Source organism: Prosthecobacter dejongeii, from assembly GCF_014203045.1.
GTDB classification, from domain to species: Bacteria; Verrucomicrobiota; Verrucomicrobiia; order Verrucomicrobiales; family Verrucomicrobiaceae; genus Prosthecobacter; species Prosthecobacter dejongeii.
Window position 1 is genome coordinate 690,709 of sequence record NZ_JACHIF010000001.1, and the last position, 14,043, is coordinate 704,751.

11 protein-coding genes are annotated in these 14,043 nt (G+C 58.6%); 1 reads left to right on the top strand and 10 read right to left on the bottom strand.

Features of this window, described 5'->3' with window-relative positions:
• Positions 1–34: 34 nt before the first annotated feature.
• From HNQ64_RS02550 to HNQ64_RS02585, 8 genes are all read right to left on the bottom strand, one after another.
• On the bottom strand, positions 35–2,392 hold the full coding sequence (locus HNQ64_RS02550) for a ComEC/Rec2 family competence protein (protein WP_184204990.1): 2,358 nt from the start codon (positions 2,390–2,392) through the stop codon (positions 35–37).
• Between the two features lie 34 nt (positions 2,393–2,426).
• A complete protein-coding gene (locus tag HNQ64_RS02555; protein ID WP_184204993.1) occupies positions 2,427–3,062 on the bottom strand; it encodes a tetratricopeptide repeat protein in 636 nt (211 codons plus the stop codon).
• 44 nt (positions 3,063–3,106) lie between these two features.
• On the bottom strand, positions 3,107–3,709 hold the full coding sequence (msrB, locus tag HNQ64_RS02560) for a peptide-methionine (R)-S-oxide reductase MsrB (RefSeq protein WP_221305314.1): 603 nt from the start codon (positions 3,707–3,709) through the stop codon (positions 3,107–3,109).
• Positions 3,710–3,772: 63 nt separating this feature from the next.
• Complete coding sequence (locus tag HNQ64_RS02565) at positions 3,773–4,510, bottom strand: RNA polymerase sigma factor (RefSeq protein ID WP_184204995.1); 738 nt, start codon at positions 4,508–4,510, stop codon at positions 3,773–3,775.
• Positions 4,511–4,665: 155 nt separating this feature from the next.
• Positions 4,666–5,391 (bottom strand): RNA polymerase sigma factor, encoded by a 726-nt coding sequence (locus HNQ64_RS02570; RefSeq protein WP_184204998.1) that lies wholly within the window; start codon positions 5,389–5,391, stop codon positions 4,666–4,668.
• Between the two features lie 100 nt (positions 5,392–5,491).
• Complete coding sequence (locus HNQ64_RS02575; protein ID WP_184205001.1) at positions 5,492–7,627, bottom strand: DUF1549 domain-containing protein; 2,136 nt, start codon at positions 7,625–7,627, stop codon at positions 5,492–5,494.
• Between the two features lie 232 nt (positions 7,628–7,859).
• Positions 7,860–10,157 (bottom strand): exo-beta-N-acetylmuramidase NamZ domain-containing protein, encoded by a 2,298-nt coding sequence (locus tag HNQ64_RS02580; RefSeq protein WP_184205004.1) that lies wholly within the window; start codon positions 10,155–10,157, stop codon positions 7,860–7,862.
• A 60-nt stretch (positions 10,158–10,217) separates the two neighbouring features.
• Positions 10,218–10,592 carry a type II toxin-antitoxin system RelE family toxin gene (locus HNQ64_RS02585; protein WP_184205007.1) on the bottom strand — a complete coding sequence of 125 codons (375 nt, stop codon included), beginning with the start codon at positions 10,590–10,592 and terminating at the stop codon, positions 10,218–10,220.
• A 130-nt stretch (positions 10,593–10,722) separates the two neighbouring features.
• Between HNQ64_RS02585 and HNQ64_RS02590 the strand changes: the two genes are divergently transcribed.
• A complete protein-coding gene (locus HNQ64_RS02590) occupies positions 10,723–11,196 on the top strand; it encodes a DUF2059 domain-containing protein (RefSeq protein ID WP_184205010.1) in 474 nt (157 codons plus the stop codon).
• Between the two features lie 6 nt (positions 11,197–11,202).
• Here the strand turns inward: HNQ64_RS02590 and HNQ64_RS02595 are convergent, their stop codons facing one another.
• Positions 11,203–12,378, bottom strand: a complete 1,176-nt coding sequence (locus HNQ64_RS02595; protein ID WP_184205013.1) for a CobW family GTP-binding protein — start codon at positions 12,376–12,378, stop codon at positions 11,203–11,205.
• 181 nt (positions 12,379–12,559) lie between these two features.
• A complete protein-coding gene (locus tag HNQ64_RS02600) occupies positions 12,560–14,041 on the bottom strand; it encodes a carboxypeptidase M32 (protein ID WP_184205016.1) in 1,482 nt (493 codons plus the stop codon).
• Between the last annotated feature and the right edge of the window lie 2 nt (positions 14,042–14,043).

Consider the following 14,043-nt stretch of genomic DNA (forward strand, 5'->3'; position numbering starts at 1 on the left):
GCCGCAAAGATGAGTCTCTTGGTGTTTTAATCGCCTAGGGCTGGCGTGGCTTGAGGATCATGGAGCGTGTGCTTTTGAAGGCCTTGAGCTGGGCTTGCGCACCCTGAATCTCAAGACGCACGCTGCCATCCGCCTCCAGATCGAAGAGCGGCACCTGCTGCTGCTGGCAAAAGTCGCGCAGGCGCTGGGGCAGGGTTTCTTCAGGGCTGTAGCGGTCGTTGGAGCTGATGATGGCCTGTGGTTGCGCGGCCAGAAGAAGCTCCGTGAGACCGGCGATGTCGGCGCTGTGCTGGTGCCGAACTAAAAGGTCGCAACGCAGTGTGTCTGGCTTCTCCAGCAGGCGTTTTTCAGTGATGAAGCCAGCGTCGTTGAGCCACAGCACGCGAAAGGCCCCGAGGTGGATCATGAGAACCAGACCACGATCATCGGCCTTTTCGTGGAGGTCACGTGGCCCCGGGTGCAGGACTTGAGCGGTGATGGGTTGGGTTTCATACGGAGCGATGGGGATGGTCTGGCCCTGCTCATGGCGCTGCCAGAGGGGGCTGTCTGGATGGACTTGAGTGCTGAGTTTTTTCAGGCTGGAAAAAGGTGGATCGGGCTTCCAGGGTTCTAGGTGACTGGTGTGCAGGGTGGGCCTGCCCTGGGCGGCAAGCACCCAGGGGGCTGCACCCACATGGGAGATGTCTGAATGGCTGAGGATGAGACCCTGGAGCTGATCCACCCCAGCCTGCCGGAGAAAGGGCCGCACGACATACCGCCACTGATCCTCATTTCCCGTATCCAGCAGCCAGTGCTGCGAGCCGCTGGCCAAATATGCGGCCCCACCACCAAACGGAAGCTGGAAGACCTGTATCGCGGCCTCCGGCGCAGTCACCTGCACCACATTCACGTGATGATTTGCCCCCGGCCATGTGGCGAACCAAGTGGCCGCCGCCACCATGAAACTGGCGAGGTGGGCATTAAGCTGATTAAACGCCGCGACAGCCCAGCCCCAGTGCAAACTCGCAAAAACCAAGCTGATGCAGGACAGCAGAAGGCACAGCTCCGATGCAGGCACGAGGATCAGATTTGACACCAGAGCCACCGGTGAAAAGGTCTGAAAATGGCCTAACAAAAAGGGCAGACTTCCGAACCAGGCGGCGATGGAGCTGAATAATAAAGCGGCTGCCCACATGCGAAGTCGTGAGCCGCAGCGCTGCCCATAGGTAGCCAGGGTGGGTGGGAGATACGGGTCCAGCTCTGACCAGGCGTGGGTCAAGGTGAGCAGGCCGGAGGCGATCATGACGATGGCTAGCAACACAAAAAAGGAGAGCTGGAAGCCGGGCATAAACAGCAGGTGAGTCTCTGCCGTGAGCAGCAGCAGGGCCACGGCCCCCAGGATATTGATGACCTGGGATTTACGATTCAGCAGCGGTGCCGCGAGAACAAAGGCCGTCATGAAGGCCGCCCGTGCGGCGGAAGGGCGCCAACCAGTGATGAAGGCATACGCAAAGACGAGGAGGATGAGGACGATGCTGAGGCGTAGGCGGCCTAACCAACTGAGGCCCATGGAGGCGATGTGGGCCAGCATGACGACGTGAAGGCCACTGACGGCAAAGACATGCAGGGTGCCGCTGTCGCGGAAGGCGTCTTCAATGTCCTTACCTGCGGCATCGGAGGCACCGAGAGCCATGGCCAAGATGACGCCAGCCTGGGTAGGCTGAGACTCCAGGCCCTGAGTGAGCCGCTGAGTGATCCACTGCCGGGAGGCTTCCGCTGCATGCAGGAGACGAAACCGAAGAGCTAGCGCATCTGCCTTTTCCAGGGTGATTTCCTGGGCTTTTAAGGTGGCCACCCAGCCCATGCGTAAGCTGTAAGTGACGGCATCGAACTGACCGGGATTGTTAGGCGGTGCAGGCAGACTGAGACGGCCCTGGAGAGTGTAGATACCGGGGGTAGCGAGGGTGTAACCCTCCGGTAGGCGCACTTTAACACTGAGTTTCTGCGGCGTGAACTGTGTCTCCCGTGACCATTTGAGGTGCGTCACTTCACAGAGGGCGGTGGCCTGATCCAGCTCGGCCCCTTCAGTCCAGGGATACAACCGCCCCTGCACCGTGGCCGTTTCTGCTGTATCGGGGCGGGTGAGTAGATGCTGCCGCACGGGATGGCCGAAGGTCTCTGCCAACCGCTGCGAATGCCAAAAGATGAACCCTAGACAGATGAGTGGCAGGGCCGTGGCAAGGCCTGGACGATAGGCGAAATACAGCCCAACCAAAAGCGTGACAAGGCAGAAACCCAACCCAGGAGTGTAGGCCTGAAACTCGGCAACTAGGATACCCACGATGGCCGCCAGCATGAGCAGCAGCATGGGGTAGCGACTGGGCCACGGGAGGAAGCGAGAGCGGAAAGACATCGTCCAATGGCGGCGAGCTTGAGCAGGTGACGAGCTAAGGCCGATGATGCGCGCGCCCACTTTCCTCTGTTAGGTGTTTATACTCGGCCTGCTCCAGCTCATGCAGCTTGTGGTGGGCATTGGCACTGTGGCGGGTGTTGGGAAAATCCGCGATGATGCGCTCCAGCAGTTGGCGCGTGGTGGGGAAGTCTTTGAAATGATGCAGTTGCAGATCCACTAGGCGGAAGCGTAGCAGCGCGGCATCATCGGGTGACCAAGGATAGTCCTGGAGGTGGTTTTGCAGCAGGCGCTGGGCGCGCTGGGGATCTGCCAATTTATCGGCACAGATCTTGGCCATTTCCACAATGGGGAAGGTCTGGCTAGGATCTGCCGCCAGCTCTTTTTCATGCTCCTCGATGGCACCTTCGTAGTCGCCCTGGGCCATCTTCGCAGCGGCTTTGGCACTGCCTGTGGCTTTGATTTTTTCCCCCGATGAATACACCGCTGTGCCGACCGCATCGCCGAACCAGGGCAGCACGTAGGCCACGATCAAAAGCCCCGCCACGATGCCCAGCCCGAGAAAATAGACGAGCATCATGCCCACGTTATCCTGCACCTTATCCCAGCCGACTTTGAGCAAGTAGAGGGAAAAGGCGATGAGGCACAGGCGAAGGATTTGCTTGCGGTTCATGCCCGCATTTTAGCGGGCACGCAGGGGCGGTGGCAAGCTTGAGGTCAGGGCTTCTTGACCTCGACTCCTGCTTCCTTGGCCACCTCTTCTTTCTTCTTGTCCACGGAGGCGTCCGTTAGCTCCAGCAGTTTCGGGGCGGTGCCGCCTTTTTCCACGTAGGTGAGGGCCACGCCATTGATGCAAAAGCGGCGCTTTGTGGGCGTATTGGCAGAGACGGATTCGCCCTCAAACACGTGCCCCAGGTGGGCTCCGCAGCGTTTGCACAGCGTCTCTACACGGGCCATGCCGTGGGAGTCGTCGCGGCGCTCCAGTACATTCTTGGCGGTGGAGGCATCATAGAAAGAAGGCCAGCCGCAGCCAGAGTGAAACTTTTCTTTGGAGGTGAAGAGCTCCACCCCGCAGCAAACGCAGTAGTAGGTGCCTTCACCCTGCTTTTCAAATTCCTCGTAAGTGGCACCAAAGGGCCGCTCCGTTCCGGCCTGGCGTGTGACGGCGTATTGCTCAGCCGTGAGGCGTTTTTTCCAATCGGCTTCGGTTAGGTTGACTTCGGTTTTAGGCATAGGGGCAGGGGACTTGGGTTTGTCATCCGCGCAGGCGACGAGGGAGAGGCTGGACAGGGCCACGAAAAGTAACGCTTTTTTGTTCATGATGGATGTAATCTTCAAACGTGCGAGAAGGGCGCTTGATTGCTTATTCCCGAAAGTTTGATCTCAAGAAACACTTTGGCGGAGCTGGGCCAGTTCTTCCTTCGCAGCGGCGGGGTCTTCCACCGTTTGCAGAATCTCTTCCTGGAGGGCCTCTTGGTAGTCGGCCATCATGCGCATGAGGGCGGTGCGCAGGGCACCGTAGTTCATGCCGACTTGCTCGGCCATCTGGGGGCCATTGATCCCGCGCAGGCTGCCGCCATCCATGAGCACGGGGCGCAGGACTTTAAACAACGGCTCTTTGCCCCGGCTTTTGTACAATTCCCCCACGCGGTTTAGGGCAGCGCCCAGGAGTGTCAGCGTCCACTTGCGGCCGAAGATCTGATCCGGCGTTTCGTGGTCTTGGAATTTTTCATGCTGATAGCGCTTTTCGCTGTCGGAGTCTCCAGGGTGGGCCTCTTCCTCGGCGCTCACCTCGCGGCGGCGGTGCTGGTGAAGGCGCTCCCAACTGATGACAAAACGCTCGAGACTGACGTGCAGCATGCAGCGTAGGCGGCCTTTGGAGGCATCGGCAGCGGCGAAGCTTTCATTGCGCAGGAGCTTCATCAGAAAATCCTGCAAAATGTCATCCGCATCACTGTGCTGGTAACCGCGCCGCCGGAGGTAGCAGTATAGGGGGTAACGGTACTGGGTGATCAACTCATCCAGCGCGCGTTTGGCCTCTGCAGCATCGCCATGCCGGAGGCGCGCGATCAGCGTCCACTGAGTCGCGGGCAGATGACTTTCAGCGGGGGAGGACGACATAACCCCTACCCATAACCAATTTTTCGCCAATGCTCAAGCAACTGCTCTTTTGAACAATTCTAACGATTACAATCTAGAATCTAAAAGGTTGATTTTCAGATGATTGTTTGAGGCATCACCCCCTGATATTTTTTTGAAAAGCTAGGAAGTGGCAGTCATTTCTGGAAGACGGCCATCAGATGGCTGATTTCATCCTCCACCTGATCCATGTGGCCCACGGTCTGTAGAACCTCATTGCGCAGCAGGGTGCGGTAGTCTTTGAGCAGGCGGTGGAGCCGAATGCGTAAGGTGCCCTCCGTGATGCTGAGGCTTTGGCTGAGGGCCTGGGTATCATACCCGCGCAGGCTGCCGCCGGAGAGTAAGATGGGCTTCAGGGCCTGGTAGTCCGCACTTTTGCCCCGGGCCTGATAGTCTTCATCCAGACTTTCCAGCACCCGTTTGAGGAGTTCCTGGCTCCACTTGCGGTTAAAGATCCGCTCGGGGGTGTCGGCATCGGTGAGATGCTCCATCTGATAGCGTTTTTCAGATTCCGAAAGGTCCTCCAGGGATTTCACTCGCTGGGTACTGTTGCGGCGGCTTTCATGCCAGTTGATGAGGAAGCGGTGCAAGGAGGTGCAGAGAAAGCCGCGTAGGCGACCGCGTGCCTCCTCCGTATCCTGGAGGGAATCCAGGCGCAGAAGCTTGGCTAAAAAATCATGCAGGGCGTCTTCAGCATCGTGATGGTCCAGCCCGCGGCGGCGGATGTAGCAGTAGAGGGGGTAGTGGTACTGGCGGCAAAGATCTTCCAAAGCGCGGGTGCTGACCTGCGCGTCCTCGCTTTTTAACCGCTGGATTAAGGTCCAGTGGGTGGTGGGAAAGCGGCCGTCCAAACTCTCTTTCATCACCGCTGACTTAGGCGGGAGAAGGCATGACGCCAAGCGAATAGTGCGTGGCGTGGCTTAGACGTGGTCTTGCCGTCCCGAAGGCGTGTGCCCTATGAGTTTATTGGACGAATAGGAATTCCCGGGTGTTTAGCAGCGCCCAGGCGACATCGGCAAAGCCGTTTTTGCCACCTTGGCGGATGGTTTTATAAGCGGCTGAGCGTTCGTCTGGCGAGGGCAGGCGGCTGAGGATGCTGAGAAAAACGGCCTCCACTTTGGGGCCATCCGCCTTGTGTTGATCCACCACATTCATAAGGCGGGAACCAGGCTTCGTGATGACCTGACTGCCCCGACCATTCATGAGGGCCAGGGAAATGGGGACCGAGCCGGTCATGACGCTGGCATCCACCAGCTCGCGGTCGGACTGGCCCAGATTTCGCAGCAGGTGGCCGCCACCCGTGGGTTGGGTGATTTCCGAGGCACGCACGAGAACATCACCATACAGCCGCCAGGCCTTGATGCGGGGATCTATGTAAAGGGGCGAGCCGCTGGGGCGCATGGATTCATCCTCGCGTGGCCAGCCGAACAAACCACCATCTTTGCTGCTTAGTTCTACCAGTTTCGCGTAGCGTTCTGTGAGTTCCTTCCCCGTGACGGTGCCGCGATCCATGCTGTAGAGCTTCTCCCATTCCGTGTAGTCGCGCTGGCCGTTGAAGTAATCCGGATCCTCCAAAATGAGGGTCAAAACCGAGTCCCAGATTTGTTCGGCCGTGAGCCTACGCAGCAGAGGCCCAGGGAAGTCATAAGACGCGCCGGGCGCGATGGAGACCAGGGAGGACTCCCTTTGCCATGCCCGGGTGCGGTAAAGCAGGCGTTCAAATTCGCGGATGTCATAACGCAGGCGTTTCATTTCCTCGCCCAGGAGCTGCACGAGGCCAGGGATGGCGGCGGTGCTGAGATCATTCACATCCGTGACGGGCTCCACCACGGCGCGGCCAAAGGCCCGCTTCCACAGACGATTGGCGACGGTGATGGCAAAGCGCGGATTGTCATCCGCCGTGAGCCAGTGGGCAAAGGCGGCGCGGCGGTTATCAAACTTGGTTAGGTCTGGCGCATTGCCAAAGAGGACTTTCGGCTCCACCACCTCCCCGGGTGTGCCGTCTTTGTATTGGTAGTCATGCGGCAGCTTCATCACGCTTTTCGGGTTTTCCGTGATGTGATGAGCGGAGGCATGCAGGAAGCGCTGCACGGCCGGTTTGACGAGGGGATCAATGGGCTGAAACTTATCTGCTTCTGCCACCAGGGTCAGATTGTCCCGCCAGGCGAGACCGCGATCTGCCAGGCCCTGTTTTAACATGCCGTAGTCTGGGGCCGAACGGGTGCTGCCAAAGTAAGCGGCGAGGTGGTAAAACTGCTTTTGTGTCCAGTCATCAAAAGGGTGGTCATGACACTGAGCGCAGGAAATATCCGTGCCTAAAAAGACCTGACTGGTCACGGAGAGATTATCCAGGAGCATGCCGGAATCGCGCAAGAGATACCCCGCAGCGGGATTCGTCTGCGTGTTGCCACTGGCGGTCATCATCTCCCTCACCATGACGTCGTAGGGTTTGTTTTCGGCGACGGCCTGTTTCACCCAGCGGTTGTAAGCAGCGCCGCTGATGTATTCGGAGACACGGGTCTTTAGCCGCAGCATGTCGGCGTAGTAATTGAACAAGTGACTGGTGTGGCCAGGGGAGGTGAGCAACTGGTCCGTCAGCTTCGCGCGTTTGTTGCGGTCCTTGTCTGCGATGAAGGCCATGGCCTCTTCGTATTTCGGGATGCGACCCACCGTTTGCAGGTAGAGACGGCGAACAAATTGTTCGTCATTGAGAGGCGGATTTGGCTTGATGCCCTTGGCCTTCAGGTGGGCCTCCACCACACGGTCCAGGCGCTCTGCGGCCTGTTCGAGCGTGAGGTTCACAGGGCGTGCCGCCGCTACCCCTGAGGGGGCCGGAGGAGTCAGGCGACGCGCCAGGGCGATGTCATCGGCGCTGAGTCGAGTGAGGGGAAAGGGGTGCGTTTTTCCATCCTGCGTTTTAAGGTAAACGAACTCGCCCTGCATCATCACCAGCTCGGCTTCCACCTTCCGACCCGAGACATCCGTCCACATTCGCACCTCAGCCACAGCAAGGGAAGAGGAGAGACTGGCGATGAGGAGCCAATGACGGAGCGGGCTCCGGCGAGCCCAAACGGGGAGGTGAGTGAGAGCACTTTTCATCGTCGGAACGGATTAAAAAGTGGAGAAGCAGGGACTGCGCCAGACGGCGGGGATCTCTGCCCTCCTCACTCTTTACTGGAATTGTTAGGCCGGGTTACAGCGTGTGCATGGATTTAGGCCGATTTCCATAACCCGTTTTTGAACTCAGCACGTCAGGGACATAAGGCATGAGCTGCCCCCTGCCCTTCAGGCATCTGCCGAAGAGGCCCTGTGAGTCTGCCGCGCCATCGCATCAATACAGCAAAAAATTTGCTCGCCGCGCCTGAAAGGCAGCGGTCTCAGCCGCCCACTGAGCCGATAGTTCTTTCCCCGTTTTTCCGCTCTTGAGACCCTTCAATAGTGCGGGGTGATTCAGCAAGGTGTTCACCTTTTCCAAGGCAAAATCCTTCGGATACAAACGCTGGAAAACCGCTGCGATGGAGACGCCCGTGAGCACCGGCCTCACCGCACTGCGTTGCGTGATTTCCAGCCGCACTCCCCCACACACCTGGTCTTTAAAAACACTGGTCGTGGGGGTAAAGCGTACTGGCATGAACCGGAGCCCTGGCAGGCCTAACTGATTGAGTTCATGGGCCAGCCTGCGGTCATTCACATACGGCGCTCCCAGCATCTCAAAGGGGCTGTCCGTGCCACGGCCCACGCTGATGGAAAATTCCAGCAGGCCGATGCCTGGATACAGCAGCGCGGCCTCCAGCCGCCGCATGTTGGGGGAGGGATTCACCCAGGGCAGGCCGGTTTGATCCATCAGCCACTTCCGCTGCCAACCCTCCAGGCGGATGATTTGCAGATCCGCCTGGATCCCGCGCTCCGCATTCATCATTTGCGCCAGCTCACCCACCGTCATGCCGTGGCGCAGGGGGATGGCGTGTGTGGCGGTGAAGGTTTCTTTCTCCACCACCGTTGGCCCTTCGACAGCGTTTCCGCCGATGGGATTTTGGCGATCCAAAACGAAAACCTTTTTGTTCGACTTTGCCGCAGCTTCCAGGCACAGACGCAGCGTGGAGATGTAGGTGTAGAAACGACAGCCGATGTCTTGAATGTCAAAGACCAGCGCGTCCAGCTCGGCCAGTTGCTCCGGCGTGGGCGCGCGGCGTTCCCCATACAGGCTGTGGATGGGGCGGCCCGTTTTGGCATCCACCCCGTCCTTGATTTTTTCCTGGTCCAGTGCCCCCCGGATGCCGTGCTCCGGGCTGAAAAGGGCGCGCAGTTTCACCTCCGGGGCCTTGGCCAGCAGGTCGATGGTCGGCGTGCGTTCGGCATCAATGCCGGTCTGGTTGGTGATCAGGCCCACCCGCAGACCCTTGAGTGGGGCAAAGCCATCCCGCTTCAGCACATCAATGCCGTTCAGCACGCTGGGTACTTCATCGGCGCCTCGCGGGTGCAGCGCCCCGGCGACTTTGTCGAAGTCAAACTTAGGCACACAGCGCGCGGCTGCCCGGCCGATCTCCTCATACAGATCCCGAACGCTGCCTTTCCCATCCGGATGCAGGCGGGAACTCAGGAAGATGACGAAGGTCTTCGAATACGGGTCCAGCCACAGACTGGTGCCAGTGAATCCCGTGTGGCCAAAGGAGCCGATGGGGAAGCGATCTCCCCGAGGGCGGCTGTAGGGAGACTCCAGGTCCCAGCCCAGGCCGCGCCTTTCCGTCACCGTCGCGGCGGTCTGCACCCGTTGCATTTGGGCCAGCGTGCCCGGTTTGAAAATCTGCACACCCTCCAGCGTTCCCCCCTGCAGGATCATGCGGGAAAAGCGGGCCAGATCCCCCGCCGTGGTAAAAAGGCCCGCGTGCCCAGCCACCCCGCCCATGCGCCGACAGGTGGGGTCATGCACCACCCCGCGCAGCATCAAGTCTTTTTCATCTTTCTCCGTGGGTGCCAGCCGTGCCTGCCATTCCGCTGGTGGCCGGAAGCGGGTGGAGGTCATGCCCAAAGGGGTGAAAAGAGCCTTCTGCACGTAACTATCCAGCGACTCACCGCTCACCCGTTGGACGATCTCGCCTAACAAAATGAAGTTGATGTCGCTGTATCGGAAAAAGCTATCCGGGGGTGCATCCGGCACGGTGGTTGTCGCCCGGCGGATGCCTTCGGCATAACCACTCCACGCAGGGTCTCGCGGGATGCCCGGCTTTAAACCCGAAGTATGCGTGAGTAGGTGCCGCAGGAGGATGGCCTCGCGCCCCTCCCCGGTAAATTCCGGCAGGTAGCGGCTGACTGGGGCCTCCAGATTCAGTTTCCCTCGCTCCCACAGGTGCATGATCGCAGGAGCTGTGGCTATGACCTTGGTCAGCGAGGCCGCGTCAAAAACAGTGTCCACCGTCATCGGCTCGATGCTGGGCACCTGGGCACGATCCCCTTTGACCAGCGTGTGCGCGCGCCCCTCATGCTCCAGCCACACCACCGCCCCCACCGGGCTTTTTTTGGCGACGGCTGCATCCACCACCTTTTCCAGTTGTTGAATGCCTGCCGGCGGGAAGTCTTGGGCCAGTGCCTGAACGGCAGCGAGGACGAGGGACAGCAAAAGAAAACGCATGGCCTCAGCTAAAAGGACCCCGCGGAAAGAGTCAATGCCGCTTGCTGTTGCCTCGGTGGATCAGACCGTTTTCAGGGTTTTGGCCCCTTCATCAATGAGCTGCCAAAAATTCTTCGACTGGCTCAGCGCCTCATCTTCCCCGCCACCGGGCAGATTGCTACGGAAGAGGAAATCGGCCAGGGTATTTTTATGGAGCACGCGGTGGATGCGAACATCGCCATCATTCACAGCAAAGTAGATGCGGTGATCTCCCGCCCGGCAGCGATAGAGTTTCTTTTTCGGCCCGCGCTCCAGGACACCGAATTTTTTTGCCAATGTGTTCTCATCCAGATCGCTGGATTGAATGTTCAACGCTTCCAGAATGTGGAACTGGATCTGCGTCGGCAGCCGTGACAACTCGGCGGCACTGATGTCATTAAAAACGATCTGGAGCATAGGGGTATGGTAGAGATCAAAAGCAGGACTTCAAAGGCAAAAATGCCCGGTAGGATCAACGCTGACTGCCTTTTCGCCGCTTTTGAGATTGCCAAGATAGAGTGAAACCGCTTCCCTCCGATTTCTCCTTATGAAAAAAATCATTTCCTGTGCTTTCCTTGCCATCGCCCTTTTGACACCCGCTATGGCTGTGGAGCCAGAGCATCAAGCCGCGATCGAAAAAATGTTCAAGCTCATGCACCAGCAGGAGCAGTATGAGACCTCCATGACCGCCGGTTTTGAGTCCGCCCTCGGGGGTGCTGTGGACCAGATGCCTGAGGCCCAGAAGGAAAAATTCAAAGTCGCCATCGGTCGCGTGAAGGAATTCATGAAAGCCGAAATCGGCTGGGACAAAATGAAGGGTGAACTGGTGGAGCTGTATGCTCAGAACCTCACCCTCGCTGAGATCAATGCCGTGCTGCCTTTGCTGGAAAAGCCCGAGTTCCAGACCGTCATTGTCAAGCAGCTCAAGGTCCTGCCTGAAGCCGCCAAGCTGGGTGCCTCCAAGGCCCAGGCTTTGCAACCCAAGATCATGCAGATCATCCAGGAAGAGATGACCAAGTAATCCGGTTTATCCGCGCGCTTTCAAGGCCTGTGGCCACGGGTCTTGAAAGCGCCCACCCTGCTGCCAGTGCTGGATCTCAGCCTCCGTGCAAAAGCAGGTTTGCAGTTGCCCCACAAAATACTCCCGGTGCTGCTGCGTGCCGATGACGGTGATCTCATTCAGCCGATCTCCAAAACGCGGGTCCAGGGCGCTCAGTTGTTGCTCCAGATGGGCGATCTCTTCCGGCAATAATTTTCCCAAGGGATCTTTCACCAGGGCCGCTTTCCAGTAGGCCAGCAGTTCTAGGCTCAGCCCACCGCCGGCCTGGTTCCATAACAGCACTTGTTCATCCCGGGAGGCCATCCACAGGAAGCCTTTGCTGCGGTGAATACCCACACCTAACTGATGATGAAATAAATCCCACAGCCTTTGTGGGTGCAGGGGCCGGGCATCACACACCACCGAGCTACCCAGATCATAGGCCGCCGCCTCACCCACCCCTGCCAAAGCGTCCCCCCATCGCACACGGGCCATTTCCTGTGCCCGGTGTAGATCGTAAGAAGCTCCACCTAACAAAAGAGAAGGAGATATTTGGCCGTGAGAGACACGATGCACCGCCGCCTCCGGATTCAACTTTCCCAGGCATTCCTGCAGGGAATCCACGTCGCTCGGTGTCACCCGGTCCGTCTTGGTCAGCAGCAGGGTGCTGGCCCACTGGATCTGCTCTGCCAGCAGATTTTCAAGCCCCCGCTGCCCGTGTTTTTCATGGCGGGCGAGCCGATCCATCAGCCCACGGCCCGCCTCGTAGTCCTCAGTCATCGTGCGCGCATCCAGCAGGGTCACCAGTTGGCCCAGGGTGTAAGCAGCGCGGCGGGAGATGGCCTCAACTAAAGGCCACGGGTGCGCACTGCCAGAGGTTTCGATGATGACGTGATCCAGGTCCGTGCGCCCGGCCCAGGCATCCAGTGCGTGCTCAAAGGCCTGCTGCTGACTGCCGCTGATGGAACCTGAAGCCAAGCTCACCAAAGTCCCAGCCGCTTCCGAGACCCGCTTCCCTTCACGAATGAGGTCACCATCCACCTCCAGCGGGCTCATGTCATTGACGATGACGCCCAGCCTCAGCGGCCCCACCTCCCGCAGGAGTCGGCGCAGCAACGTGGTTTTCCCTGAGCCTAAAAAGCCCGTGATTAAAGTGACCAGCATGGAGTTATTAACGCAAATAAATTGCATCAACAACTTTAGCAAAGGCAATCTTGATGAATCGCTTTATAAGATGACTGGGCCACCCTACACCCCTAGGGCATCCAATGGCCGACAGAGGAAACTCAGGCGATATCTTTCCCACGACATCCTGTGGAAACTTAACAATCCACGATCCGCCGCGTCATTCCGCAAAACGGTCACGCAGATGTTTGAGGTGCCATTTGGCATCCGTAGGCTTGCCAGTGGCATGAACCATGATCTCGCCAGGCAGTGGCGTGCCGCCCTGGGAGTGGACCTTTTCACGCAACCAGGCCAGAAGCGGGGCGTAGTCGGCCTTGTCGAGGGCGGTGGCGATCTTCTTCTGCTTACGAGCGGTGCCAAAAAGCTGGGCTGCATTCAAATTACCCAAGGTGTAAGTCGCGAAGTAACCGAGGCCGCCCATGCTCCAATGAATGTCCTGGAGGCAGCCATGGGCATCATCCGGCGGAACCATGCCGAACAAACTTTCAAACTCGGCATTCCACGCAGCCGGCACATCTTTCACGGCCAGTTCACCACTGATGATCCGGCGTTCAATGCTGAAGCGTAGGAGGATATGGAGGTCATACGTCGCCTGGTCTGCCTCCACACGAATGAAGGAATACTCAGCGCGGTTGATGGCACGGAGAAAGTTCTCCAGCTTGATCTTCTTCAGGTGAGGGAATATTTCTTGCGTGCGCGGCAACCACCTTTCCCAAAAGCTGCGGGAGCGGCCCACATGATTTTCCCAAAGACGGCTTTGAGATTCATGGATACCCAGAGAGCAAGCCCGGCCCGAAGGCTGGCCAAAATCATCCTGAGGCAGCCCCTGTTCATACAAACCATGGCCTGCCTCATGCATGACGCCAAAAAGTGAGGAGGTGAAGTCCGCCTCATCATAACGCGTGGTGAGGCGAATATCTGCCGGGCCCAGGGTGGTGCAGAAAGGGTGGGCGGTGGTGTCAATGCGACCCGCCTCAAAGTCAAAACCCAGACTCGCGGCCACTTCAGCGTTGAGGATCTGCTGCTTTTCAATCGGGTAATGACCCCGCAAGAGGTTAGGCTTCACTGCTGCACTCTGCTCCACAGCCTGCCGGGCAATCTGGGTAAGCTCGGGCTTTAGCTTCGTGAACAAGGCCGCCACTTCAGCCGTGTGGGCTCCGCGCTCATAGGTTTCCAAAAGAGCATCGTAAGGTTCATCGGCGTAGCCCCAGAGATCCGCCTTCTTGCGTGCGAGGGTGACGAGTTTTTGCAGATGCGGGGCAAAGACTTTGAAGTCCGATTTTTTCCGCGCCTCTGCCCAGGCGGCTTTGCCATGGGCGCAGATTTCGCTTTCCTCGATGACGAGCTTTTGTGGCAGCTTTACCGCCCGGTCATAGTCACGGCGGAGTTCGCGCAGGTTCGCGAGCGCCTTGGGCTGGCGGCGTTTTTCAGACTCGGCTTTTTCCAAGAGCTTGCGAAAAACCGTGCCTGTGGCGAGGGCATGTGCCTTGCCATTCAGGTAAGCCATCTGCCGGGCGCGATGGCCTAGAGCCTTCGCGGGCATAAATGTCTCCTGATCCCAGGAAAGCGTGGCCTCCGTGGAGGTGAGGAGGCTGACCTCTTGGACGAGGGATTGGAGCTGATCGTAAGCGGTGGAAGGCATGA

Coding starts and splice junctions, on each gene's coding strand:
- HNQ64_RS02565 (WP_184204995.1), bottom strand. CDS start 4,510: ATGTCGTCCTCCCCCGCTGAAAGTCATCTGCCCGCGACTCAGTGGACG.
- HNQ64_RS02550 (WP_184204990.1), bottom strand. CDS start 2,392: ATGTCTTTCCGCTCTCGCTTCCTCCCGTGGCCCAGTCGCTACCCCATG.
- HNQ64_RS02600 (WP_184205016.1), bottom strand. CDS start 14,041: ATGCCTTCCACCGCTTACGATCAGCTCCAATCCCTCGTCCAAGAGGTC.
- HNQ64_RS02555 (WP_184204993.1), bottom strand. CDS start 3,062: ATGAACCGCAAGCAAATCCTTCGCCTGTGCCTCATCGCCTTTTCCCTC.
- HNQ64_RS02580 (WP_184205004.1), bottom strand. CDS start 10,157: ATGCGTTTTCTTTTGCTGTCCCTCGTCCTCGCTGCCGTTCAGGCACTG.
- HNQ64_RS02575 (WP_184205001.1), bottom strand. CDS start 7,627: ATGAAAAGTGCTCTCACTCACCTCCCCGTTTGGGCTCGCCGGAGCCCG.
- HNQ64_RS02595 (WP_184205013.1), bottom strand. CDS start 12,378: ATGCTGGTCACTTTAATCACGGGCTTTTTAGGCTCAGGGAAAACCACG.
- HNQ64_RS02590 (WP_184205010.1), top strand. CDS start 10,723: ATGAAAAAAATCATTTCCTGTGCTTTCCTTGCCATCGCCCTTTTGACA.
- msrB (WP_221305314.1), bottom strand. CDS start 3,709: ATGAACAAAAAAGCGTTACTTTTCGTGGCCCTGTCCAGCCTCTCCCTC.
- HNQ64_RS02585 (WP_184205007.1), bottom strand. CDS start 10,592: ATGCTCCAGATCGTTTTTAATGACATCAGTGCCGCCGAGTTGTCACGG.
- HNQ64_RS02570 (WP_184204998.1), bottom strand. CDS start 5,391: ATGAAAGAGAGTTTGGACGGCCGCTTTCCCACCACCCACTGGACCTTA.